This window comes from Hyphobacterium sp. CCMP332 (assembly GCF_014323565.1).
Lineage (GTDB): Bacteria > Pseudomonadota > Alphaproteobacteria > Caulobacterales > Maricaulaceae > Hyphobacterium.
In genome coordinates this window covers 528,052-550,430 of sequence record NZ_CP058669.1, presented here as the reverse complement: position 1 = coordinate 550,430, position 22,379 = coordinate 528,052, and the positions used below count along the sequence as shown (strand labels likewise).

The 22,379-nt window shown below is 60.6% G+C and carries 24 protein-coding genes; 4 read left to right on the top strand and 20 right to left on the bottom strand.

Annotated features, from left to right (window positions below; genetic code table 11):
* Nucleotides 1-55: 55 nt before the first annotated feature.
* The 3 genes from HXX25_RS02820 to HXX25_RS02810 form a co-directional block, all read right to left on the bottom strand.
* The gene (locus HXX25_RS02820; protein WP_187167013.1) at nucleotides 56-2,806 is read right to left on the bottom strand and encodes a hypothetical protein; all 2,751 of its coding nucleotides are present in this window, start codon (nucleotides 2,804-2,806) and stop codon (nucleotides 56-58) included.
* Nucleotides 2,807-2,966: 160 nt separating this feature from the next.
* Nucleotides 2,967-3,803, bottom strand: coding sequence for a hypothetical protein (locus tag HXX25_RS02815; RefSeq protein WP_187167012.1), 837 nt, complete (start codon nucleotides 3,801-3,803; stop codon nucleotides 2,967-2,969).
* A 122-nt stretch (nucleotides 3,804-3,925) separates the two neighbouring features.
* Nucleotides 3,926-4,705 (bottom strand): cytidylyltransferase domain-containing protein, encoded by a 780-nt coding sequence (locus HXX25_RS02810; protein ID WP_187167011.1) that lies wholly within the window; start codon nucleotides 4,703-4,705, stop codon nucleotides 3,926-3,928.
* A 104-nt stretch (nucleotides 4,706-4,809) separates the two neighbouring features.
* Between HXX25_RS02810 and pseB the strand changes: the two genes are divergently transcribed.
* Genes pseB through HXX25_RS02795 form a run of 3 tightly spaced genes read left to right on the top strand, consistent with a single transcriptional unit; the run spans nucleotide 4,810 to nucleotide 7,902 of the window.
* The gene (pseB, locus tag HXX25_RS02805; protein ID WP_187167010.1) at nucleotides 4,810-5,895 is read left to right on the top strand and encodes a UDP-N-acetylglucosamine 4,6-dehydratase (inverting); all 1,086 of its coding nucleotides are present in this window, start codon (nucleotides 4,810-4,812) and stop codon (nucleotides 5,893-5,895) included.
* Between the two features lie 2 nt (nucleotides 5,896-5,897).
* Complete coding sequence (locus tag HXX25_RS02800; RefSeq protein ID WP_187167009.1) at nucleotides 5,898-6,704, top strand: phytanoyl-CoA dioxygenase family protein; 807 nt, start codon at nucleotides 5,898-5,900, stop codon at nucleotides 6,702-6,704.
* Entirely contained in the window at nucleotides 6,691-7,902 is a 1,212-nt protein-coding gene (locus HXX25_RS02795) for a class I SAM-dependent methyltransferase (RefSeq protein WP_187167008.1), read from the top strand. Before HXX25_RS02800 ends, HXX25_RS02795 begins: the two co-directional genes overlap by 14 nt.
* Before the next feature lie 115 nt (nucleotides 7,903-8,017).
* Here HXX25_RS02795 and HXX25_RS02790 read toward each other — a convergent pair whose 3' ends face one another.
* Genes HXX25_RS02790 through pseC form a run of 8 tightly spaced genes read right to left on the bottom strand, consistent with a single transcriptional unit; the run spans nucleotide 8,018 to nucleotide 14,900 of the window.
* Entirely contained in the window at nucleotides 8,018-8,641 is a 624-nt protein-coding gene (locus HXX25_RS02790; RefSeq protein ID WP_187167007.1) for a pseudaminic acid biosynthesis-associated methylase, read from the bottom strand.
* Entirely contained in the window at nucleotides 8,638-9,330 is a 693-nt protein-coding gene (locus HXX25_RS02785; RefSeq protein ID WP_233346977.1) for a cytidylyltransferase domain-containing protein, read from the bottom strand. The genes HXX25_RS02790 and HXX25_RS02785 overlap by 4 nt, the downstream gene beginning before the upstream one ends.
* Nucleotides 9,330-10,055 (bottom strand): WbqC family protein, encoded by a 726-nt coding sequence (locus tag HXX25_RS02780; protein ID WP_187167005.1) that lies wholly within the window; start codon nucleotides 10,053-10,055, stop codon nucleotides 9,330-9,332. Before HXX25_RS02780 ends, HXX25_RS02785 begins: the two co-directional genes overlap by 1 nt.
* Entirely contained in the window at nucleotides 10,052-10,942 is an 891-nt protein-coding gene (locus HXX25_RS02775; RefSeq protein WP_187167004.1) for a hypothetical protein, read from the bottom strand. The genes HXX25_RS02780 and HXX25_RS02775 overlap by 4 nt, the downstream gene beginning before the upstream one ends.
* Nucleotides 10,935-11,630, bottom strand: a complete 696-nt coding sequence (locus tag HXX25_RS02770; RefSeq protein ID WP_187167003.1) for an acetyltransferase — start codon at nucleotides 11,628-11,630, stop codon at nucleotides 10,935-10,937. Before HXX25_RS02770 ends, HXX25_RS02775 begins: the two co-directional genes overlap by 8 nt.
* Nucleotides 11,620-12,696 (bottom strand): pseudaminic acid synthase, encoded by a 1,077-nt coding sequence (pseI, locus tag HXX25_RS02765; RefSeq protein ID WP_187167002.1) that lies wholly within the window; start codon nucleotides 12,694-12,696, stop codon nucleotides 11,620-11,622. The genes HXX25_RS02770 and pseI overlap by 11 nt, the downstream gene beginning before the upstream one ends.
* Nucleotides 12,697-12,747: 51 nt before the next feature.
* Nucleotides 12,748-13,737, bottom strand: a complete 990-nt coding sequence (locus tag HXX25_RS02760; protein ID WP_187167001.1) for a hypothetical protein — start codon at nucleotides 13,735-13,737, stop codon at nucleotides 12,748-12,750.
* Entirely contained in the window at nucleotides 13,734-14,900 is a 1,167-nt protein-coding gene (gene pseC, locus HXX25_RS02755) for a UDP-4-amino-4,6-dideoxy-N-acetyl-beta-L-altrosamine transaminase (RefSeq protein ID WP_187167000.1), read from the bottom strand. The genes HXX25_RS02760 and pseC overlap by 4 nt, the downstream gene beginning before the upstream one ends.
* Nucleotides 14,901-15,060: 160 nt before the next feature.
* Here pseC and HXX25_RS02750 point away from each other — a divergent pair, with 160 nt between their 5' ends.
* On the top strand, nucleotides 15,061-15,276 hold the full coding sequence (locus HXX25_RS02750) for a hypothetical protein (RefSeq protein WP_187166999.1): 216 nt from the start codon (nucleotides 15,061-15,063) through the stop codon (nucleotides 15,274-15,276).
* A gap of 54 nt (nucleotides 15,277-15,330) precedes the next feature.
* Here the strand turns inward: HXX25_RS02750 and HXX25_RS02745 are convergent, their stop codons facing one another.
* The 9 genes from HXX25_RS02745 to HXX25_RS02705 all read right to left on the bottom strand — a co-directional run bounded on the left by HXX25_RS02745 (nucleotide 15,331) and on the right by HXX25_RS02705 (nucleotide 22,357).
* Nucleotides 15,331-16,164, bottom strand: a complete 834-nt coding sequence (locus tag HXX25_RS02745; protein WP_187166998.1) for a flagellin — start codon at nucleotides 16,162-16,164, stop codon at nucleotides 15,331-15,333.
* Nucleotides 16,165-16,377: 213 nt separating this feature from the next.
* Nucleotides 16,378-16,740 (bottom strand): flagellar protein FlaG, encoded by a 363-nt coding sequence (locus HXX25_RS02740; RefSeq protein ID WP_187166997.1) that lies wholly within the window; start codon nucleotides 16,738-16,740, stop codon nucleotides 16,378-16,380.
* 118 nt (nucleotides 16,741-16,858) lie between these two features.
* Nucleotides 16,859-17,683: a flagellin gene (locus HXX25_RS02735; protein ID WP_187166996.1), complete on the bottom strand. Its 825-nt coding sequence runs from the start codon at nucleotides 17,681-17,683 to the stop codon at nucleotides 16,859-16,861.
* A gap of 101 nt (nucleotides 17,684-17,784) precedes the next feature.
* Nucleotides 17,785-18,609, bottom strand: coding sequence for a flagellin (locus HXX25_RS02730; protein WP_187166995.1), 825 nt, complete (start codon nucleotides 18,607-18,609; stop codon nucleotides 17,785-17,787).
* Nucleotides 18,610-18,710: 101 nt separating this feature from the next.
* Nucleotides 18,711-19,535, bottom strand: coding sequence for a flagellin (locus tag HXX25_RS02725; protein ID WP_187166994.1), 825 nt, complete (start codon nucleotides 19,533-19,535; stop codon nucleotides 18,711-18,713).
* Nucleotides 19,536-19,847: 312 nt separating this feature from the next.
* Nucleotides 19,848-20,681, bottom strand: a complete 834-nt coding sequence (locus HXX25_RS02720) for a flagellin (RefSeq protein ID WP_187166993.1) — start codon at nucleotides 20,679-20,681, stop codon at nucleotides 19,848-19,850.
* Between the two features lie 221 nt (nucleotides 20,682-20,902).
* The gene (flaF, locus tag HXX25_RS02715; protein ID WP_187166992.1) at nucleotides 20,903-21,283 is read right to left on the bottom strand and encodes a flagellar biosynthesis regulator FlaF; all 381 of its coding nucleotides are present in this window, start codon (nucleotides 21,281-21,283) and stop codon (nucleotides 20,903-20,905) included.
* Entirely contained in the window at nucleotides 21,283-21,669 is a 387-nt protein-coding gene (gene flbT, locus HXX25_RS02710) for a flagellar biosynthesis repressor FlbT (protein ID WP_187166991.1), read from the bottom strand. The genes flaF and flbT overlap by 1 nt, the downstream gene beginning before the upstream one ends.
* Before the next feature lie 160 nt (nucleotides 21,670-21,829).
* The gene (locus HXX25_RS02705; protein WP_187166990.1) at nucleotides 21,830-22,357 is read right to left on the bottom strand and encodes a phosphoribosyl-AMP cyclohydrolase; all 528 of its coding nucleotides are present in this window, start codon (nucleotides 22,355-22,357) and stop codon (nucleotides 21,830-21,832) included.
* Nucleotides 22,358-22,379 lie beyond the last annotated feature (22 nt).

Sequence of the window (22,379 nt, the reverse complement as noted above, 5' to 3'; positions counted from 1 at the left end):
CTCCTTCGAGGCTCACTCCGTTCGCACCTCAGGATGAGGTGGAGTGAAAATTCGATCAGAAAAACCCGCCGCCCGCCGGGCCGCCGCTTTGCAGGCGGGCGAGACCGGCGGAATAGTTGGCGATCTGGGCGGAGAGGTAGGCGGGTACACTGCCGCCCTTATTGCCCTTGCCTTCACCGTTCAGCAGGTCTTTCAGCGCTTGCGGCGTGGTCAGGTCGCGATAGGCGCGCTGGACGATATTCATGGCATCTTCCAGCGCCTTGGAGGCCACTTTCGCGCGCTCCCTGTTGGCGAGGGAGAAGTCAGCGGAAAGCTCCAGCGCGAAGACTTTCGGCGCGGCAGAGGTCTTGTCGCGATCGAGGAAGCTTTCCTTGCCCGTCACCGCGCCCGGTTTCAGGCCGAGCCCGGCGAGCGCGTCGCGGCCTTCGGAGCCGGCAAAGAGCTCGATCGTCACATTCGGCTTGGGCGTGATGCGCAGGATATCGCCGGCCTTGGTGCGGCCGACATCGCCGGAGCCATCGAGCACCAGCGCGGCGTTGATCTTGAAGGTCAGGGAGCGCATGGAATCGTCAGCATCGATGGTGATTTTCTTGCGCCGTCCGCCATCGACGGAGAGGTAGAAGAAGTCGCCATCGCGCACCGAGGTGCGGTCGGTGACAACGCGCGTATCGGCATAGGCGAGCGTGCCCGAAGGCAGGCCGAGATCATCGAGAATGCTGTCGCCATCGGGATCAATCGCGATGCCGGTCGCCGCCGACACCCCGCCGCGCCCGGAGATCTGGGTGGCGAAATCGGTGGTGCCGGTCGCCGCGTCAATGGAAGCGGCAAAGGAATTGCGCGTGCCGTTCTGTGTCGCCCCGGAGAGCTCGCCGGTTGTCTTGCCGGCGATATAGACCTTGCCGCCGGAGATCTGGATGGACGAGGCGCTGTCATCGGCATCGGAGCCGACAAATTGCGTCCATTGCGTGGTCGGCGTAGCGCCATCGGTCAGCTTGACGACGACGGCATCGCGGCCGCCGGAATGGGCGGTCAGGGGCGCGCTGGGCGCAAAGCCCGCACCGGCGGAACCGGCAAAATAGATGTCATCGCCATCGACGGTCAGGCCGCCAATCGCGCCATCTTCCATATCGCCGAGATCGACTTCCCAGAGCGCGGCGGAATTGCTGTCCGCACTGTCATACTTGCGCAGAATGGCGCGGCCATCCTCGTTTGACGCGACCAGCAGGCCGCCATCGGAGGCGATGGCCACGGCCTCGGCGCGCTCATCACCGGAGGCGCCGATGCGGCGGGTGAAATCGAGCGTGCCATCAGCGTTGAAGGCGCGGACATAGCCGTCATTGGCCCCGCCCTGATGGCCTTCGCCGCCAAAGGCAGTTGCGGCCTGTCCGGCGACAAAGATGCGGCCATCGTCGGCGACGGTGACGGCGGCGGGCCGGTCATTGCCCGTGCCGCCAAAGCGTTGCAGCCATTGCTCCACACCGGCGGCGTCGAATTTGGCGACGAAGCTGTCCGTGCCGCCGATATCGGTTGTCTCGCCCAGCGCGCCCTGCACCGAGCCCGCAACCACGATATCGCCATTGGCATCCACGGTCAGGCTGGCCCCGGCGGCCTCGTCGGCGGCCCCGAGTGTGCGGGTCCAGACCGTCTTGCCGGTGGAATCGATCTTCTGCAGGACAAGATCGCTCTCGCCCTTGACGATGCGGCCCTCAATGCCGGCGCTGGTCTTGCCCAGCACATAGAGCGCGCCATCCTGGCCCAGCGCGGTGGCGGAAATTTCCAGCGGATTGGCTTCGGTCGTGGTCTTTTCCTTGCCGTCATCATCGACGGTGGTGAGCTCGTCCGCGCCCGCTTCCAGGCGGCGGGAAAATTCCGATGTCGGCGTGCCCGAGGCAATGTCGGTCAGCTTCACCACCTGACCGGCGGCGCTATCGCCGAGGCCGGAATTGCCCGCAATATAGATGGCCGGGCTGGCGCTGGCGGCTGAGAAGGTGAGCACTTCGGTCGAGGCGCCGGAGATCTTGAAGCCGAAATTATTGCCGGGGACGATGCCGTTCTCGTCCTTCTCGCCGATCTTCACGCGCTCGAAGCGGGAGATCATCTCCGCCGCTTCCAGCTCTGAATTGATGTGGGCAGCGATATTGTCGAGATTGCGCACGGTTGCGCCCATATCGGCGAGATCGATATTGATCGCGGTGGTGACGCCGGACTTCTTCACAGACACGGTGAACTGTACATCGCCGGTCAGGGTTGCAACCTCGGCATCAAAATCACCGGAATGGAGAATGCCGGTTGTGTATTCCGACAGGCCGCGCTTGACGGCGACGCTGGATTCCGCCTTGGACAATTCCTCGCCTTTCAGGACGCTGACGCCCTGCAGGTCGATATCCTGAAAGAAGCTGTCGAGCTGGCCCAGGCCCTCATTGAAGCGCCGGTCCAGGAAGCTGCGGCGGCTGTCAATCGTGGTCTTGTCGGCCGCCTCATTGGCCAGCGCATAAAGGCGGCGCAGCCCCTGATGCATGGCAAAGAGGGATTTGATGTCGGTCGAGGCATCGGTGCCGGAAAACTCGGACAGCTTCGAGTCGAAGAAATTACCGCTGGCCAGAACCTTGCGGCTGACCTCGTCGAGACCGGTGATCTCGCCGCGCACATCCCAGGGCGGCAGAACGCCCGCGCCCTGACGCGCCGCCGGGTTGGCTTCGCCCGCACTTGCTCCCGATGCGCGCGGTGTCAGGTTGGCAAGACGCGTCGCGTTCTTGGCCTGATACCACCCGGTCAGGGCAGAGAAATCAAAGGGCGAAATGTCCACCGAACGGTGCTCCGGACTACTGACCTTCCAGAGTGCGCCCCAGACATTGGGATTTCGTTTATTTTATTGGTGAATGGAAAGGTTTTCGGACAATAGAATAGCCCCTTCCTGCTATCAGAAAGGGGCTCCGTTTATGGTCGGCTCCCGGGTACGGCGGAAATTATCCGCGGCCACCGTTCAGAAGAACCGTGCCGTTCGGGGCGATGATTTGCAGCTCGCCGTCTTCTGTCAGATGCAGCTGTGAGCCCGCTGGCGATGCGACGTTCCGAGCCGACCAGATAAAGCCGCGTCCACGGCCCGTATAGGTCGCGAGATTGCCGTCACTCTGGAACACCGCGTATCGGTTTTGCCCCCAGCGATTGGTCCGGGAATTCAGTGCCCAGATGGGCTGACCGGCGCTTGTATATACAACCAGATTTCCATCTGTCTGGAAGGTCAGGTAATGGTCGCCGCACGGTGACGGGTAACGCCGGCCGGGCTCGAAGACGAACTCACCGACTATCGGAAAAACGCTGTTGCCATTGCAGGCGTCGGCTGTTTCCGCGCCGCCCGCCGTCACAGGTGAATAGCTGACGTCATAGGTGGTGCCGACGAGCTCGCTTGCATAATCGCTCGTCAGGTCTGCACAATATCCGCGCGTCATCGTGAATCCCGTCGGAAAAGCAGGACGGTCAAACCGGATCGAGACCGGACCCCAATAGGTAGAGGAACGGCCATCTGGTGCGATGCGCGTTGAGGCGCAATCATACTGCTCTTCACCGGCATCCTGCGGCATCACCAACCAGAATCCTGCGAAATCTCCACGGCGATCGGAAAAGTTGCCGGCCAGATTCTCGATGAAATAGGTTTCGCCTTCCGGGCCGGTAAAAACAGCCGTCGATCCGATTTGGCTCTGATAGATGACCTGATTGCCGAATTCATCTGTCCAGACCTCGTCGGCCACTGCCGCGCCGAGAAATCCGACAGACAGTGCTGCCGCCATAATTGCGTATTTCATGAACACCCCCATTTACGTCAATCCATATTTGACGCCAAAACGTTAGCGCAACGCGGCCACCCAACAAGCGCCACGCGCAGAACAATCATAATTTGCAGAGGGATAGCGAAAGTGGCTTGAAACTAAGCAGCCACACGAAACGCCATCGGGGGCGTTGCAAATTCCGGCGTCCCAATGACCGGAACGGCGGCGTTGAGACCCGCATTCAGGCCCGCAATATCCGGGCGGCGCAGGCAGAGGGCGGCGAGTTCGGCGGCACCGATGCTGGCGGCGCGATCCCCCAGCTCGGCATAAACGGCGGCGCAGAAATCCAAGTCTTCCGGTTCTTCCAGCGTCCAGCGCAGATTTTCCAGGCCCTGGCCCGGCCCGGTCAGTGCGACGCGGCGGATGCGCGGATGGGTGCGGATCCAGCCCGTTACCGACTGGCGATCAAAGGGCTTTGTCGCATTGCGTTCCGCCTCATGCAGGAGGTGGACCGGAAAGGCCTCGCACTGGAGCCCGTTGGGGAAGCGCAAGGGCATGTCATTACAGGCAAAATCGGCATGAGTGTCATCAAGCAACTGGACGACGCGATGGCAGATTTGCGGATCAATGAAGGGATGATGGCCTTCGACGCGCAAAATCGTCTCCGCGCCGGAATCCCTGGCGGCGGCGGCCATGCGGGCGAGGACATCCTCCTCCGGGCCACGCGTGACCATATAGCCGGCATCACTGGCTTCTTCGGCGATTTCATCATCTCCGGGGCCGTCGGCAACCGCGGCGATGACCAGTTCGGCGCCGTCAATTTCGCGGCAACGATCCATACAGCGAAGGAGCGCGCTGCGTTCGCCCAGGGATTCCAGTAATTTCAGGGGAATACGGGAAGAGGCAGCGCGTGCCTGCACGATGACGGCCAAACTCATGGCGATCCCCCTTTTTCCTTACCATTGAGGATGCGCGCGACAGCCTAACGGCGCGTTAACCGGCGCACCGCAAGGCTTGTGAAAATCGATTCGTCAGGATTGCCATGGCCACGCTCGCTTCCCTTCCGCCCGCCGATATTGAGAGCCTCTTTTCCAAGCGGGATTTCAAGACCCCGCGTATCAATCTGGATGGCCAGACCATCCTGATTACGGGCGGGACGGGCTCGTTCGGCAAGCGCTTCGTGAAAACCGTTCTGGCCGAATACAAGCCGCGAAAGCTGATTATCTTCTCGCGCGACGAGCTGAAGCAATACGAGATGGCGCAGGAATTTTCGCCGCAGGACTATCCCTGTCTGCGCTATTTCATCGGCGACGTGCGCGATGAATCGCGGCTGGATATGGCAATGCGCGATGTCGATATTGTCGTGCATGCCGCCGCGCTGAAACATGTGCCGATTGCCGAATACAATCCGTTCGAATGCATCAAGACCAATGTGATGGGCGCGGAGAATGTCGTGCGTGCCTGCATCAAGCGCGGCGTGAAGCGCGTTGTCGCCCTCTCCACCGACAAGGCGGCCAGCCCGATCAATCTCTATGGCGCGTCCAAGCTGGCCTCGGACAAGATTTTCACCGCCGCCCAGCATATGGGCGGGCGCAATGGTCCGGTCTTCAGCGTGGTCCGCTATGGCAATGTCATCGGATCGCGCGGCTCGGTCGTGCCCTTCTTCAAGAAGCTGATCGCTGAAGGTGCCAGTGAATTGCCGATCACCGATGCGCGCATGACGCGCTTCTGGATCACGCTGGATCAGGGCGTGAACTTCGTCCTCTCCAGCCTGGAGATGGCGCGCGGCGGCGAAGTCTTCGTGCCGAAGATCGCCTCCATGTCGATCACCGAACTGGCCAAATCCATCGCGCCGGACCTGCCTCACAAAGTCGTCGGTATCCGCCCCGGCGAGAAGCTGCATGAAGTCATGGTGCCGATTGATGATGCCCGCCAGACGGTGGAGATTGAGGATCGCTATGCCATCCTGCCGGCGATGGATGCGGAAATCCGCCTGCGTTATCTCGGCGATGGCGCGCGCGCGGTGGATGAAGACTTCTACTATGCGTCCGACAATAACCCGGAAATCATGGATGCCCGCGTCCTGCAGGGGCTGATCGAACAGCGGCTGAAGTCGCTGGCAGGCTAGACATGGCGGGCGGCGATCCCTTCGGCACATTCGCAACAGACGGCTATGCGCTGATCCGCGACCCCGCGATTGCAGCGATGAAGGACGAGGTGCGCGCCACGCTGCACGCCACCGCGCTGCACATTGCGCGCCGCCTTCTGCCTGAAGACGTGTTTGCGGCGCTGCCGAAGGATGCCGGGTTTGATGCGCTGCTGGATGGTATTCACGCTGCCGAGACCGGCAATGCTGTTACCCGCGCCCTCTATGAAGTCTTCCCCGCCCTGCCGCCGGTGATCGCGCTGATCCATCACCCCTTCGTGCGCAAGACAATTGCCGCCGCCGGGGTGGAAGAGGCTGTGGCCGGAACGCTGCCGCTGATCCGGCTGGACCGTCCGGGGGATCAGCGCTTTGCCACGCCCGCGCATCAGGACAGCTGGTATTCCCTGCTCTCGCCCAATGCCGTGACGCTGTGGACGCCGCTCTGCCAGATGACGCCGGACATGGGCGAATTGCGCATCCTGCCGGGCAGTCAGGCGGGAGGCTTGCGCGCCTTCAAGCCCTATGAGGCCGGGCATGAATGGTTTGAAACCGCCGAGCCGGTGCCCGAGGCGTCGCTGGTGCCGGTTGCAGTGGGATATGACGAACTCCTGATCTTCAACCAGTCGCTGATCCACAAGAGCGGGCCGAATGCGTCGGACCGGGTGCGGATCTCGGTGCAGCTGCGCTTCAACGATCTGGCGACGGCACACGCCCTGACCTCGACCTATACGCCCTCTCTCTCCCGCTACGTGCTGGAGCAACAAAAGGCGCGCCTTGATGGCCGCGCCTGACCGCCCCCTGCGCCGCGCCAACTGGCAGGCTGTGGCCTGCGACCTGTGCGGCGCGTCCCGGCCCGACGTGCTGGGCCAGCGCGAAATCATTGTGCGCGGGCGGACTTGTGATCATCAGATGGTGTTCGTCGATGTCGCGTGTGGCTCGTGCGGTTTCGTGCAAGCGCTGGAACGGCCCGATGAGGCTTTCCTGATGGACTATTACCGCGATGCGCATATCGGCCATCGCGGCGGGGAATTGCATTTCGATGCGGCGTCGCGCCTCTCCGCTGTCGCGGCGCGCGTGCCCGGCGGCGGGCGGATCATCGAAATCGGTGCCAATGACGGAGCCTTCTGCGCCGAGCTGTCAAAGGCCGGCTATGACGCGTTCGGCTTTGACCCGGTCGAGGCCGACGAGGCCGCCGGGGTCGAGAAAGGCTTTCTGGAAGCGGGCGTCGCGTCCGTTACACCCCGGTCCGCCGATGCCGTGATCGCCTATTATGTGCTGGAGCATGTGATCGATGCCGGGGCGTGGCTGCGCTCGGCGCTGGCGCTCCTGAAGGATGGCGGCGTTCTGATCCTGGAAGTGCCCAATTACACCACGCATCCGCAGGACTCGCTGAATGTGGAGCATTTGCTGCATTTCACGCCGGAGACGCTGCGCGAATTGCTGGAACAGCACGGGCTGGACATCCTGCCTGATCAGCCGACGCCGACCGTGGCCTACGGGCAGGCGATTGCGGCGCGTCTGACGGACCGGGCGCTGGCGGAGTGCCCGCGTCCGGCGTCCGATGCCTGTCTGACCGGTGGCCCCAAGCGGCTGGCGGCGGCGAAAGCGGCCTATGCCGAAGCCATGGCCGACCGCGCCCGGCGGCAGGCGGCGGCGGAAAGCGCGGCAAAGCTGGCGCGCGACGCTGATCCGTCTGGCACGGCTTCGGTCTTTATCTGGGGCGCGAATGAATATGCCGAGCGCGCTGCGCCGCTGCTGGCGCAGGCCTTTTCATCGGTGCAGGTGGTGGACAAATCCGCCAGCAAAATCGGTGCGCCCTTTCCGGGCCTGGCCGTCCCGATTGCGCACCCGGATGTCGCAGCAGACGTATCGGCGCGCATCTTCCTGCTCTGCTCGCCCAACTGGAATGCCCAGATCGCGGCGGAAATTTCGGCTGCCGGGTGGAATGCGCTCGCCGTGATTGATGCGGTGGCGGGGGAGCGGCTTTAGTTCACCTCGCCCTTCGAGGCTAACTTCGTTCGCACCTCAGGATGAGGTGAATGATTTACGCCGACCTACCTCATGGTGAGGTGCTGGCCGCAGGACAGCCTCGAACCACGCACGATCATCCCTTCTCCAGCAAGAACCACGTCCCGTCATCGGACCAGGAAATCGGGTCGCGATGATAGAAGAAGCCGTAATCCTTCAGCGTCAGCTTTCCCTCGAAACGGTCGAGCATTTCTCCGGCGAAATCGCGCTTGAAGAGGCGTCCTTCATGGCCGCGATAGGTGACTTCGACCGGCGTCGGATTATAGTATTCAAACAGCAGGATATGGCGGTTCGAGGCGTTGAAGAGCACGTCATAGACCTGCGGCAGCACTTCCGGATCAAGATGGATCAGCACGCCGCAAATCATGGTCAGATCATAGCTGCGCGGCGGGGTGTATTCGAGGATGGAGCCGGTCTCGACCTTTGCCACGCCCAGCCTGTTGGCCTGGGCTGCGGACTCGGCGTTGATCTCGATGGCCTCCAGCTCGGTGCCCGGCGACACCCGGTTCATGGCCACCAGGTTGAGGCCGATATTGCAGCCGATCTCGAAGGCGGATTTCACCGGCGCGGCCTTGCGCAACATGCGCGCCATGCAGGCGGTGCGGGCCGCGACCAGCTCGGGCTCCAGCGAACACCGCTCGCGGTATTCATCGCCGAATTGTCCGGCCCAGAAGGCTTCCTGCTCGGTCTTGTAGGTCATGAATGTGTCCTTGCAGCATGGAGGCGCTCGGCGAAGGCCCAGTCCTCTTCGGTATCAATATCAATCGCCTTCAGCCGATCGAGGATGAAAGGCCGGAAATGCAGTGGCGCGCTGCCATCGTCTTCCGCGAGCAGGGTCGGCGCCGAGAAAATGCCGAAGGCGCCGGCGTCCCGATAGGCGGGGGTCAAATCCTGCGTCCGCGATCCGAACCTCGCTTCGTCAGCGGTTCGCAGAATGCCGCCAGTCTCGATAAAGAGTTTTTCGAACGGTGTGCCGATCCCGGCCACGGCGAGCACGGGATGCGTGCGGTGGGCCTCGTAATCGGCAATGGCGCGGGCCAAATCCTGCGGCTCGACAAAGAAGGCGGTCGCATAGAGCAGAGCCGCCGTTTCAAAATGCTGGCCGCGCTTTTCATATTCGCGCAGCGTCCAGCTCATCACCGTGCGGATGGGCGTGAAATCATCGGCGATAACCGCTTCCCGGCGAAAATCGGGGCGATGCCCCGCTTCGGCCGCAACTTCCGCAATCTCCGGGTCATCGGTCGAAACATGAATGATATCAAACAGGCCGGTGGCCTCGGCGGCCTTGAGGATATGGGTCAGGGCCGGCTGGCCGGCGAAGGGGCGGATATTCTTGCGCGGGATGCGCTTGGAGCCGCCGCGCGCCGGGATGATGGCGATGCGGCGCATCACAAGACCAGCCCCGAGCGGAGAATCTCGCCCGCCTTCGGGCCTTCATTCACGAGCAGGTCGAGCGCACTCATATAGGGTTCGAAGGCTCCGTGCAGCTGGGCATATTCCGGGTGGGTGTAGCCGAAATAATCAAGCGCGATGCCGGCATCGGAAAAGGCATTACTGTCGTCCAGATAGGCTTTCGATCCCGGCGGCGAGAGATAATCCGTCACGCCATGCGCCCGGCAGAGATCGACCAGACGATCCGCCTTGGCGGAGGCGACCGGTGTTTGCGACGAACGCACCGTGGGGGTGGCGATACCGAATTCGCGCGCCATCCATTCGATGATGGCGATATTCAATTCGCCGATAGTGGCGGTGTTATCTGCCATGATGCCGTGCAGCGCCGGCAGGTATCGCGAGGCATAGGGCGCTTTTGCAAAATTCATCTCGATGGTCCGCCACATGGCGTCCGGGAATTTCGCGTCGGGCTGGATTTCGGCGTCGCAGATGGTCTGATCGCGGCGGCCCTTGGTGAGGACCGGAACCGTCAGCCACAAGACGCCATTGGGTGTCTTGATCCGGTTGCGCTGTTGCCAGGAGCGTTTGTCGAACTGGACATCATCGAGAAAAATGAAGAGATCAACCGAGGCCATCAGGCCGAAATAGCCAATCCAGGGCAGGAAGGTTGGCTGCATGATGGCGGCGGACTTGCGAGCGGGATTTACGGCAGGCTGCGTCATTCCTCGATCGCGGCCAGAACGCCGCCCTTTCCGTAATCATTGCCATTATAAAAGACGATGCGCTGGCCGTTATGGATCAGCACAACGCCATATTCGATCATCTCGCTGTCCTCGCCTGTCCCCGGTTCCAGCCCCGGCGGGTCAATGCGGGTCCAGTTGAGCCCGTTGGCCGAGACCGCCTGCTTCTGGCGATAGGCCTCGCCCTTGGCGGCAAACCACATGCGCCAATTCTCGCCATCATGCCAGACATAGGGCCGCGCCAAAGCATTCTCGCCGGGTTCAAAATCAATCGCCACGCGGCCCTTGCGCTGCCAGTCGAGCCCGTCCTTGGAGCTCGCAATCTGGATATTGTAGCGCGGCAAATCCTTGTGCACCCATTCCACGCCGGCGACGTAATACATGCGCCAGCCAAAGGGTGTTTTCACCACCCACGGGGCGGTATTGATGAAGGGATTGACCTTGCAGCGCTCGATGATCGGCGCTTCGGACCAGCGCTCGAAGCCCGCCGCGCCGTCAGGCTTGATGGCGAGACCGCCGAACAGATCCATGCGCGTTGTGCCACCCGGCTTGAAGCCGATGTAATAGAGCCGCGTTTCGCTGCCGGTCCGGATGACGCAGGACGGCAGGACACCGTTGTCGTCGAATGTGCCGAGCCGGCCGGGCGTGAGTTCGGGCTCCAGCACGGTTTCCAGAACCCTGTCCGGCCGTTCCAGATCGATCAGCGACCAGCCGATATGGGATTGGTTGGCATCATTGCGCCCGCCCCACCATATCCGCACCAGCGATCCGCCCACGCGCTCCGGGGTCGGCAACATGGCATGGGTCCGGCACCAGGACAGATCCGGATCAGGCTTGATAACGGGGCCGAGTTTTGTCCAGTCAGTCATCGAGGCCAAAATAATTGTTGCGGATCTTGCGCCCCTTGGGGTCGTCGGGACCAAAGACCGTGCCGGGCGAACCGAGTACCACAGAGCCGGCCTCGACGTCTTTCGTCAGGCTGGCATCCATGGCGATGAAGGCTTCATCGCCGACTTTCAGAAAGTCACGCAGCGTGGCGTTGACGCCGAAGAAGCAGCGCTCGCCAATCCGGCAATGACCAGAGACCACCACGTGGGAGGCGAAATAGGTATGACTGCCGATATGAGTGCCATGGCCGATATGATTGCCCGACCAGAGCATGACATTGTCGCCGAGTTTCACAGTGGGCTGGATGGTCTGATTTTCAAGAATGAAGCAATTTTCACCCATCTGCAGGTCCGGCCAGCTCACGGATTTTGAACAGATATAGCTGGGCAGGCGATAGCCTGCTGCCTTCACCTGTTCGAACTTGGCCTGCCGCAGACGGTTCAGCTTCATGTAGGAGAGCGCGACATGGCAGGCATGGGTTTCCGGGCCAAAGCGCGTCCGGGCTTCGCTCCACGGCACCATGGGAAGGCCGCAGAAAGTGTCGGCCTCGACATAGGCATCATCTACAGTGAAGCCGACGATGTCGTACCCGCTGTCATGACTGAAATAGAAATGTGCCAGCTCGGCGATTTCTGCTGACCCGAAGATCAGGAGTGGCTTACCGCTCATCGACCGCCTCCCATGTAACCGGCTCGTGGGCCGGGATATTTGCCATGGCCCGCGCGCCGAACAGGCGCTCGAACTCCCGCGCGGCAATGCCCTGGCGCGCACGGATCGCTTTCACATTATCCGGACCGAGCACTTCGCCCTCTGCAATGTCGCGCGTGGCGTAGAAATGGCGGCGGAATATCGGGGATTTGGTTTCCGCGTCCTTCATGCCGAATTGCGGACCGCCCATGGCGGCATGGGCATCGCGTACCGTCTCGCAGAGCCGCTTCAATTCATGGGGCTCTATGGCGAAGGAAGAATCCGGCCCGCCCTCGGACCGGTCCAGAACGAAATGCTTTTCGATAATGGCGGCCCCGAGCGAGGTGGCCACAATCGGCGCGGTGATATCCAGCGTATGATCGGAAAAACCGATGGGAACCGGAAAGCGCTCGCGCAGGGCGATGATGTTGCGCATATGGGCGCTGTCGATGGGCGCGGGATAAGCGCTGACGCAATGCAGCAGGGCGTAGTCGGTGATGCCCTCGCCTTCCAGAAAGCGAACGGTCGCGTCGATCTCTTCAAGGCTGGCCGTGCCGGTGGAAAGAATGACCGGCTTGCCGGTTTGTGCCGTGCGGCGGATCAGGGGCCAGTCGGTAAATTCGTTGGAGGCGATCTTGTAGGCCGGAGCGTTCAGGCCTTCCAGGAGATCGACCGCCTCGTTGTCGAAAGGTGAGGAAAAGACGGTGATGCCGAGCGCCTTGCCGTGATCGAACAGTGCCGGGAACCACTCATAGGGCGTCGCGGCTTCCTGATAGAGTTTGTGCAAATTCCATCCCGCCCATGTTCCGGTCGTGATCTGGAATTCCGGCTTGTCGCTCGGCAGGGTCAGGCTGTCGGCGGTATAGGTCTGGAATTTGACGGCATCAGCGCCACATTCGGCGGCGACCTCGATCATCTTCAGCGCTTTGGACAACTCCCTGTTATGATTGCCGGACACCTCGGCAATCACATAGGGCGCGCAGCCCTCACCGATCTCGCGGCCAGCAATGGCGAAGGCGGATCGGGGTGAGGACGGATTGAGCGGCATGAATTCAGGTCCGATAGCTTGAATCGAACCTCACGCGATTCGTCTTAACGATTACTCGCCAAATGTGCGGATGAGTTCGCGGGCGACGCGGCGTGCACCCTGCCCGTCTATGGGCCCCGGATATTCAGGTGTCTGCACGAGGGCTCTGTTCAGCGCGGCGTTCAGATTGCCGGCAAGACCGGGCTCGGCCGCATTGATCAGCTGACCCAAGCCTTCACTGATAAAGGCCGATTGCATCGCCGCATAGCGTTCATCCGGGCAGACAATGACCGCCGGTGTCGCCGTAGCGGCGGCTTCATATTTGGCCAGACCCGGTCCGAGAATACAGGCCCTGGCCGCATTGAAGTGTTCAAACAGACCGTCGGGCGACATCAGCGGCATGGCGCCGATGGCTTCAGCCGCGGCAGCGAGTTTGAGCGCGCGGTCATGCGGAATCGCATTGCCGATGGCGATGCGCAGCTCCGGGCCACGGTCTGCCAACGCGCCCATCACCTTTTCGGTCAGATGCCAGGGGTCGGAGCCGGAGAGCATGACCAGCACACCGGCGCGCTGGCTGACCGGTGTGGGTGCCGCCTCGTATTCCGGGCCGAGCACGGCGTAACGGCCGCCGCCGATCCAGCGCCTGGCCGGACGCGGCGTTTCCGCCTCGGCACCGATATACGGCGTGATAACAAGATCGGGTTCGGCCGGGCCGATATAGGCTTCCTTGTCGAGCCCCTCGATCAGCGCGGTCTTGCGCCCCTGCGCCTGTAGAGCGGCGATCAAATCGGAGAGCTGGGCCAGCAGGAGCGGGTTGGACAGATCAACGAGGACCGGACCGGCGGGAAATTCCGCGGCCTCGTCGGCCAGATGATTGCGGGGTGTGACCGTCAGGACCGGAATAGCGGCAGCGTCAGCCTGCGCAAGGAAGGCGGTGTTATCGGTATCGAAGATAATACCCGCTTCACCGCCTTCAGCCTCAATGGCGCGCGCCAGCGACAGGCAACGCACGGCATGGCCGGTGCCGATATTCAGCCCGGCCTTGCAGCGCAGCCAGATCATAACGCCTTCATGCCGAGGACATCCCCCAGCGCCCGGACGACGCGGTGCACGTCCTCGTCCGACATGCCGTAAAACATCGGCAGGGTGAGGCAGCGTTGATACCAGCCCTCCGCGCCCGGGAAATGCCGGTGGTCGCCGTAGATTTTCTGGGTATGGACCGGAATGTAATGCACTTGCGTACCAATGCCGCGCTCGCGCAGCGCATTCATCACGGCCGTCCGCGTTGTGCCCAGCGCCGCAAAATCAATCAGGGCGACATACAGATGCCAGCACGGGTCCTGATCCGGCATCCGGGCGAAGGGGCGGACATGCTCGCCCAGCCGCGGCAAGGCGCGATCATAGATATCGGCAATGGCGCGGCGGCGAGCGGCAAACTGTTCCAGTTTCGAGAGCTGGGAGGTGGCGAGCGCAGCGCACAGATCCGGCAGGCGGTAATTCCAGCCGAGATCGTGAAATTCCTGCCGCCAGGGCTCGGACGGATCGCCGACAAATTCCTCCGGATTGCGCGTGACGCCATGGGTTCGCAGGCGGCGCATTATCTCGGCGAGCGCGGGATCATTGGTGGTAACGGCACCGCCCTCACCCGCCGCAATTGTCTTGACCGGGTGGAAAGAGAAGGTCGCGGCATCGCTATAGCGCCCGTCGCCGACCATTCCCTCGCCGCGCGCCGTGCCGAGGGCGTGACAACTATCCTCGACGATGAATGCACCCGCCTCCCGCGCGAGATCGGCAATCGCCGCCATATCACAGCTCTGACCCGCCAGATGGACCGGCAGGATGGCTTTTACCGGCCCGTCGACGCGGGCCATCGCATCGGCGAGCGTTGCGCGCGTCATCAGGCCGGTGTCGGGGTCGACATCCGCGAACACCACCTTGCCGCCGCAATAGCGCACGGCATTGGCGGTCGCCATGAAGGTGATGGTCGGGACGATACAGACGTCGCCTTCGCCTACGCCCAGCGCCGCCAGCGCCAGATGCAGGGCGGTCGTGCCGTTGGAACAGGTCACGGCCTCCGCCGCGCCGGTTGCGGCGCACATGGCAGCTTCGAATTTTTCGATTTCCGGGCCGGAGGTCAGAAAGTCGGATTTCAGGACACGGGTCACCGCATCAATATCGGCCTGATCAATGGATTGTCGGCCATAGGGCAAAAAGCGCGAGGTCATATCCTATATGTGGCGGGAGTCGGGGGCGGAGGGGAAGAGCTTCATCGTCTGGGATGTGCCTATTTCCCTCCCCCATTGTGGGGAGGGGGAAAATCCCGCTCGCTTGAGTGAAGAGATGGTGGGATGATAGACAACACCATATCAGCGGTGAAAATGGGCCATGCACAACCACGAAGTAAACAACGCAATTGATCGGCTCAAGGACGAAGGCATTGCCATTCTCGACATCGTTATTGAGATTCGATCCCGTTTTGATTTAGACCTCGGATCGGCAAAACAGCTGGTGTTCAACGGGCTTTTGACGGACCAAGAAAAAACCGAACAAAACGCGATTATCGATCAAATTGAGACAACAGCGAACGTCGACAACGAATAAAAAAAACGGCGAGCCGAGGCCCGCCGCTGATTTTCCGCATGACGTGGATCAGTCCTAGCCGTTAAGCAGGTTGAGGATGATCTGAGGCTGGGAGTTGGCGATGGAGAGGGCCTGCACGCCCAGCTGCTGTTTGACCTGCAAGGCCTGCAATCGCGCGCTTTCCTTGGCGAGGTCGGCATCCACGAGATTGCCAACGCCTTCGGTGAGCGAGTCCATCAGCTTGCCGACAAAGCCGCGGTGAGCTTCCATCTTCTTGGCATCGGAGCCGAGATTGGCGAGTGCCTGATTGACATTGTCGAGGCTGGTCTGGATCTGGGAGACGATACCCGTCGAAAGGGTGACCGTGCCGAGGCTGGCCGAATTGGACAGGGTGATAACCGAGCCCGACAGGCTGAGATCCTGAGAGCGCAGGGTGATGGAGCGCGAGGCATCAGCGTCAGCCAGGAAGGCAATGCCGCCCGTGATCGCGCCGTTGAGAATGTTGGCGCCATCAAATTCGGCATTCTCGAGAATGACCGAGACCTGGTCGATCAGCGCCTTGAAATCCGCGTCATAGGCCTGCCGCGAGAAAGTATCGATGGAGGGGTCCATCGCGGCGGTGGCCTTTTCACGCATCTGAACAAGGAGATCGGAGATCGCCTCACCGGCTGCGAGCGCGACATCGGCGATGGAGACGGAGCGATCCAGACTGGTCTGGACTGCCGAGAGGCCGCGAATGTCGGAGCGCATCCCCTGCGCCACGGCATAGACGGCGGCGTTATCTTTCGCGCCGCCAACACGAAGCCCGGTATTCAGCTTGGTCTGAACATCGGCGAGCTGGTCATTGGTCTTGTTGAGGTTTTGCAGCGCGACCATAGCCGCGGCGTTGGTATGAATAGAGAGGGTCATGCGGTTCCCCTTAAACTGTCCTTCGGACGGGCCGGGAGACAATTCACCCGGTGTTCGGGAATAAGGGTCGCAATTGGCATGCCGAAACATGCCGAAAATTATCTGTTATTTTTCAAGGGGTAATTTCGGGCGCACTTCGCCTGTACAGCCACACGGTCAAAATTGCCGGGCTGTTTTGCGCCGGGTGGTCCGCCTTTTGCCGGGCGGAGACGGTCAGATACGCTGGTCGACCAGACCGCCCTGTTTGGAGCGCAGATACTCTCGCAAGGCCAGAAAGTCCTCACTCGGCCATTGGCGCATGACGCTGCCATTGCGGCTGTCGATCAACCGATAAACGAAGACACCTGCGGCATCATGTTTTTCGATTGCCAGACGAGAGTTGCCAAAGGCCTTTTCAGCCATTCGATCGATGGACGCTTCCAGCTCTTTCAGGGACGGCATACCGGGGGCCGGTTGTTGGTCACCGGCTTCACGCTCGCCGCCTTTCGACGCTTCGCGAACGGGAGCCTGCGCCATCGGAAGCCCTGAAAAGGCTACCGGCGTGGCCGACGTTACATTTTTGATCAGCTCGTTCATTTCGGGTTGCCAGCGGGTGCTCCGCCGACACCTCCTTTTGTGAACGGATATCCTCCTTCATCGAGGGGTGGGTGGCCGGAACGGAACCCCTTCAATTCCGGCCACCCGAATCCCGCGATTAACGGAAGTATCCGAGGATCGCTGACGGCGCAGAGTTTGCGATGGACAGCGCCTGAATCCCCAGCTGCTGCTTGACCTGCAGCGACTGAAGACGGGCACTTTCCTTGGCAAGATCCGCGTCGACGAGATTGCCGATACCCCGTTCCAGGGCATCCGACAGCTTGCCAACAAACGTCTGGTGGATTTCGAGCGACTTGGAGCCCGTACCCAGACGCGCCAGTGACGCGCTGAGATTGTCCAGAGACGTCCCGATCTGGCTGGCAATGTTGCTAGCCTGGGTGGCGGTTGTGAAGGACGCATTGGTTGCGATCGTGACGACCGAACCGGCAAGCGACAAATCTTCATCCGCAACCGTAATGTTGTTCGAACCATCTGCATTGGCGAGTGCCGAAATGCCGGTGGTTGAACCATCGATCAGGTTGGTACCGTTGAACTCGGCGTTGGCGATGATCGTTTTCAGCTGATCCCGCATAGCCGTGAAGTCAGCGTTCAGCGCGGTCCGCGATGCGGCATCCAGCGAAGAGTCAGCCGCAGCGAGCGCCTTTTCCTTCATCTCGACGAGCATGTCAGACAGAGCTTCACCACCGGCCAGAGCCACGTCCACTGTAGACACGGCCAGATCGATGGAGTTGCCGACGGCCCGGTAACCTGCCACGTCGGCGCGCATCGACTGGGCAATAGCGTAAATGCCGCCATTGTCCTTGGCCGATCCGACCGCGAGGCCAGTGTTGATCCGGGTCTGGACCTGTTCCAATTCCGAATTGGTCTTGTTCAGGTTTTGCAGAGCGATCATTGCGCCTGCGTTGGTATTGATAGTAGCCATTTCTTGGCCTTTCCCATTCTGGTTACGACACCGGCATTTTGCCGGCCATTTATCCGGTCACGGGGTATTCCCGTTCACCGAATTCCCACCCTTCCGCTGATCTAGCGGAAGTATCCAAGGATCGCTGACGGAGCCGAATTGGCGATCGAGAGCGCCTGAATGCCCAGCTGCTGCTTGACCTGCAGCGACTGGAGACGGGCACTTTCCTTGGCCAGGTCCGCGTCAACGAGATTCCCGATGCCTCGTTCGAGAGCGTCCGAAAGCTTGCCAACGAATGTCTTGTGGATTTCGAGCGATTTCGAGCCCGTACCCAGACGCGCCAGTGACGCGCTGAGATTGTCCAGAGACGTGGCAATAGCGGTAGCTTGGGTGCTCGCCGCGGCTGCCGTCCCGAAGGACGCCGTTGCTGCGACCGTCACCACACCGCCGCCGAGCGACAGGTTTTCGTCCAGCACAGTGATGGAGTTGGATCCATCCGCATTGGCCAGAGCCGAAATGCTGGCGATCGAGTTGTCGATCAGGTTTGTGCCGTTGAATTCCGCATTGGAAACAATGGTGCTGATCTGGTCACGCAGGGCTTTGAAATCTTCGTTCAGCGCCGTACGAGATGCCGTATCGAGCGAAGAATCCGCACCCGCGAGGGCCTTTTCCTTCATTTCGATCAGGATATCCGAGATCGCTTCGCCAGCGGCCAGAGCGACATCAACCGTCGAAACGGCCAGGTCGATGGAATTGCCGACAGCCCGATAACCCGCCACATCGGCGCGCATGGATTGAGCGATGGCATAGATGCCACCATTGTCCTTGGCAGAAGAGACAGCCAGACCGGTATTGATACGCGTTTGAACCTGTTCAAGCTCCGAATTGGTCTTGTTGAGGTTCTGCAGAGCGACCATCGCGCCCGCATTCGTGTTAATGGTAGCCATTTCTTGGCCCTTTCCATTCTGGTTTTTAAGCCGGCTTTTTGCCGGCCGAAATATTCGGCGAACGGTTTCTACCCCTCACCGAATTCTGCTATCCCGCTGACTTAGCGGAAGTATCCGAGGATGGCCTGAGGCGCCGAGTTCGCGATGGAGAGGGCCTGGATGCCCAGCTGCTGCTTGACCTGCAGCGACTGGAGGCGGGCACTTTCCTTGGCGAGGTCTGCGTCCACGAGATTCCCGATGCCCTTTTCAAGCGCATCAGAAAGCTTGCCGATAAATGTGTTGTGGATCTCCAGTGACTTGGAACCGGTTCCAAGCCGCGCCAGAGATGCGTTGAGGTTGTCCAGCGAGGTGGCGATCTGACCGGCAATAACGTCGGCCTGGGTGCCTGTGGCGAAGGACGATGTGGCGGAGATGGTCAGACGAGCGCCCGTCAAGGACAGGTCTTCGGCCTGAACCGTTATACTGTTGGAACCATCCGCATTGGCGAGGGCAGAAATATTGCCGGCGCCATTGGAAATCAGATTGGTCCCGTTGAATTCGGCGTTGGCGACAATCGTTCCGATCTGATCGCGCAAGGCCTTGAAGTCTTCGTTCAGCGCTGTGCGGGAGGCCGCATCCAGGGACGAATCCGCGCCAGCCAGCGCCTTTTCCTTCATCTCGATGAGGATGTCGGAAATCGCTTCACCGGCCGCGAGCGCGACATCAACAGTGGACTGCGCGAGATCGATGGAATTGCCGACAGCCCGATAGCCCGCCACATCGGCGCGCATGGATTGAGCGATGGCATAGATGCCGCCATTATCCTTGGCGGAGGAGACTGCGAGACCCGTATTGATCCGGGTCTGGACCTGCTCAAGCTCCATATTGGTCTTGTTCAGGTTTTGCAGGGCGATCATCGCACCCGCATTGGTGTTGATAGTAGCCATTTCTTGGCCCTTCCCATTCTGGTCATGATGCCGGCGTTTTGCCCGCAGGGACTTCTGTCCCGCCCCATCACCAGCAAGGGTGGGGCCAGAAAAGTTTCCAGCGAATTAGGGAATGGCTTTAGTTATTGATATTATTCAGAATAATATTCTTGCTTTCAAAACGAATCAAATTCGAGGTCGGCAATACCTGCCGGGCAATGACGGATTCACGGGGAAATTTTTGCCGGGCGGTCAAAGATTCCGCGCAATAACCGATTCAAATGATTCAGGAAAAATGGGGCCGCTCCGTGGTGGAAAGCGGCCCCGGTCTTCTTACTGGAAGAAGGAGAGAATCGCCTGTGGCCGCTGATTGGCAATACCCAGCGCCTGGATCCCCAGCTGTTGCTTGACCTGCAACGACTGTAGACGAGCGCTTTCCTTGGCCAGATCTGCATCCACAAGATTTCCGATCCCGGTTTCCAGAGCATCGGTCAGTTTGCTGACGAAGGTATTGTGAATACCAATCGCCTTTGATTGCGTACCGAGCCGTGCCAGGGCTGCATTGACGTTGTCGAGCGAGGTTTCGAGCTGACTGGCGATATTGTCGGCCTGCGTCGCCGTAGCATATGACGCATTGGACGCGATCGTGATCAGCGCGCTTCCGGCTCCCAGAACAAAGTTCTCGTCTTGCACCGTGATCGTGTTGGACCCGTCTGCATTCGCCAGCGCGGTGATCTGCGCCGTCGAATTGTTGAGAAGATTGGTCCCGTTGAATTCGGCGTTGGCGACAATCGTCTTGATCTGGTCGCGTAGAGCCGTGAAGTCTTCGTTCAGGGCGGTCCGCGAGGCCGTATCCAGAGATGTGTCAGCCGCTGCCAGTGCCTTCTCTTTCATCTCGATGATGAGATCAGAGATCGCCTCGCCTGCCGCGAGCGCAACATCCACAGAGGATATCGCCCGGTTCAGCGAGTCGGTGACGGCCCCATAGCCGCTCACCTGCGAACGCATCCGCTGGGCAATGGCATAAATGCCGCCATTGTCCTTGGCACCGGCCACTTCGAGGCCGGTATTGATGCGCGACTGGGTTTCCTCAAGCTGCATATTGGTCTTGTTCAGATTCTGCAGGGCAATCATGGCACCTGCGTTGGTGTTGACTGAAAGAGTCATTTTTGGGGTTCCTCCGTTCTGGAAGTGAATTGGCCCCGCTTTTTGCGGAGCCTCCAGGACGTTTTGTCCTGCCCTGACACGCGCAAAAATCGCGCCATGGCCGAATAAACGAAGGCGCCCGTTAGTTATTGATTAGATTGCATTATTATGGCGGTCAGGAAAACGGCCGATCAATCAGGAGCAATATTGCGGGCAAAGACTGCCGACCCGGTCAAAATCGCCTACCCTGCAACAGGTTCCGGTGCGGCTTGCGTCTGGGGTTGAAGCCCCTGCATGATGGTCTTGTTGATCTCGATCAATATATCGATGTCCGCGCCCTCGCGCATGACGGCGGAGGAGTGTTTGGAGACAAAAATCGACAGCGAGATAATCGCGGCACGCAGCCCTTCCGGCAGCTTGTTGTCGGATTCCGCGCAATCGATCGCAAAGGCGCTCCAGACACGGCGATTCCAGTCGAGGGCTTCGGACCGGGTTTTCATGTCGAGCACATCCGCTTCGCGGGCATTGATCAGCGAGCGCGTCACCTGCGCAAACAGGCGATACTCGGTCGAGCGCGGATCTTCGGCCCGCGTCGCGGCACTCTGGTAAGCATTCAGAGACACTACTTCAGCCTCTCGTCTTCGTATTCGATCAGTTTGCGGCAGCGGATCAGCGCCTTGTAATGCTCGCCCGCCATGACATCGCGGGAGACGGAGACGCATTGCTGGAGCACGTCCGAAGACGAGATCGCATTCATGAATTCGGTCATACGCAGGACGAACTCATCATACGCCTTGTCGTCCGGCTTGTCGGACAGATACATTACCATGATGGGGAAATAGACGCGGCGGGCCGGCGTGGTGACATCGCGCTCGTGCATGATGTCTTTCTCGCGCAGGACCGACGCCTTGTTCTGCAAGACCAGCGTCGCGCGGCGGTCGCCGTTCTGCATGACAGCGCCGTTGAGCACGAATTTCTCGCCGGGCTTGAGTGACAATTTGAGCGGCATTTGCCTTCCCCTCCCCGCACCTGAAACCGGTACGTTGAGGCAAGCTAATCCGGGCAAGGTTTAGAAAGGGTTTCGCGAACCCATCCGGGCCGTGAAAAGATATGCGCCGGGCATCGATCGATACCCGGCACACCTCATGCGTCAGGAAAGACGCCGCGCTCTAGTTGGCGCTGAAGGGAAGCGATGAGTGGTGCAGGACGATCTGCAGCTCGCCGTTTTCACCGCGAACATAGCCGAAGCTGTATTCCACTTTCACTTCATTGCCTTCGGTGGTGGTGAAGAAATAATTGCCCATGGCCATGGCGCTGTCCTCATCGATGAAGGTGCCTTCATTTTCCCAGCGGACATTGGTGTAGGGCGCAATCGCGAAGCCATTGTCTTCGGCGATCTCACCGCCGACGAAGTAGGACAGGGCCTCGTCAAAATCACCGCGGAACTGGTCTTCAGCGGCCAGGGTCGGCTTGAACAGCACGTCATGTGACCCGTAGGCGTAGAAACGCTCGATATGGGCGGTTGCCGCTGCGGTGTAGTCTTCTCCCGCCGTATAGGCGGCACCGATGGCGACAATGCCCTCGCCCCAGGCTTGCTGGGCAGCGGCGACGTCTTCTGCCGTGATGGCATCGGTTGCAAAAGCGGCGGGCACCAGAGCTGCGCTGGCAACGATTGCGGAGAGGATCATTTTTTTCATGCGCCAAGTCCTTCTTAGCTGG

Excerpts from the sequence above, each read along its gene's own strand:
- HXX25_RS02800 (WP_187167009.1), top strand. The coding sequence starts at position 5,898 with ATGGCGGGCGGCGATCCCTTCGGCACATTCGCAACAGACGGCTATGCG.
- HXX25_RS02745 (WP_187166998.1), bottom strand. The coding sequence starts at position 16,164 with ATGACCCTCTCTATTCATACCAACGCCGCGGCTATGGTCGCGCTGCAA.
- HXX25_RS02785 (WP_233346977.1), bottom strand. The coding sequence starts at position 9,330 with ATGCGCCGCATCGCCATCATCCCGGCGCGCGGCGGCTCCAAGCGCATC.
- HXX25_RS02815 (WP_187167012.1), bottom strand. The coding sequence starts at position 3,803 with ATGAAATACGCAATTATGGCGGCAGCACTGTCTGTCGGATTTCTCGGC.
- HXX25_RS02750 (WP_187166999.1), top strand. The coding sequence starts at position 15,061 with ATGCACAACCACGAAGTAAACAACGCAATTGATCGGCTCAAGGACGAA.
- HXX25_RS02740 (WP_187166997.1), bottom strand. The coding sequence starts at position 16,740 with ATGAACGAGCTGATCAAAAATGTAACGTCGGCCACGCCGGTAGCCTTT.
- HXX25_RS02720 (WP_187166993.1), bottom strand. The coding sequence starts at position 20,681 with ATGACTCTTTCAGTCAACACCAACGCAGGTGCCATGATTGCCCTGCAG.
- HXX25_RS02775 (WP_187167004.1), bottom strand. The coding sequence starts at position 10,942 with ATGACTGACTGGACAAAACTCGGCCCCGTTATCAAGCCTGATCCGGAT.
- HXX25_RS02790 (WP_187167007.1), bottom strand. The coding sequence starts at position 8,641 with ATGACCTACAAGACCGAGCAGGAAGCCTTCTGGGCCGGACAATTCGGC.
- HXX25_RS02725 (WP_187166994.1), bottom strand. The coding sequence starts at position 19,535 with ATGGCTACTATCAACACCAATGCGGGTGCGATGATCGCCCTGCAAAAC.
- HXX25_RS02705 (WP_187166990.1), bottom strand. The coding sequence starts at position 22,357 with ATGAAAAAAATGATCCTCTCCGCAATCGTTGCCAGCGCAGCTCTGGTG.
- flbT (WP_187166991.1), bottom strand. The coding sequence starts at position 21,669 with ATGCCGCTCAAATTGTCACTCAAGCCCGGCGAGAAATTCGTGCTCAAC.
- pseC (WP_187167000.1), bottom strand. The coding sequence starts at position 14,900 with ATGACCTCGCGCTTTTTGCCCTATGGCCGACAATCCATTGATCAGGCC.
- pseB (WP_187167010.1), top strand. The coding sequence starts at position 4,810 with ATGGCCACGCTCGCTTCCCTTCCGCCCGCCGATATTGAGAGCCTCTTT.
- HXX25_RS02730 (WP_187166995.1), bottom strand. The coding sequence starts at position 18,609 with ATGGCTACCATTAACACGAATGCGGGCGCGATGGTCGCTCTGCAGAAC.
- pseI (WP_187167002.1), bottom strand. The coding sequence starts at position 12,696 with ATGCCGCTCAATCCGTCCTCACCCCGATCCGCCTTCGCCATTGCTGGC.
- HXX25_RS02795 (WP_187167008.1), top strand. The coding sequence starts at position 6,691 with ATGGCCGCGCCTGACCGCCCCCTGCGCCGCGCCAACTGGCAGGCTGTG.
- HXX25_RS02760 (WP_187167001.1), bottom strand. The coding sequence starts at position 13,737 with ATGATCTGGCTGCGCTGCAAGGCCGGGCTGAATATCGGCACCGGCCAT.
- HXX25_RS02780 (WP_187167005.1), bottom strand. The coding sequence starts at position 10,055 with ATGACGCAGCCTGCCGTAAATCCCGCTCGCAAGTCCGCCGCCATCATG.
- HXX25_RS02735 (WP_187166996.1), bottom strand. The coding sequence starts at position 17,683 with ATGGCTACTATCAATACCAACGCAGGCGCAATGATCGCTCTGCAAAAC.
- HXX25_RS02810 (WP_187167011.1), bottom strand. The coding sequence starts at position 4,705 with ATGAGTTTGGCCGTCATCGTGCAGGCACGCGCTGCCTCTTCCCGTATT.
- HXX25_RS02770 (WP_187167003.1), bottom strand. The coding sequence starts at position 11,630 with ATGAGCGGTAAGCCACTCCTGATCTTCGGGTCAGCAGAAATCGCCGAG.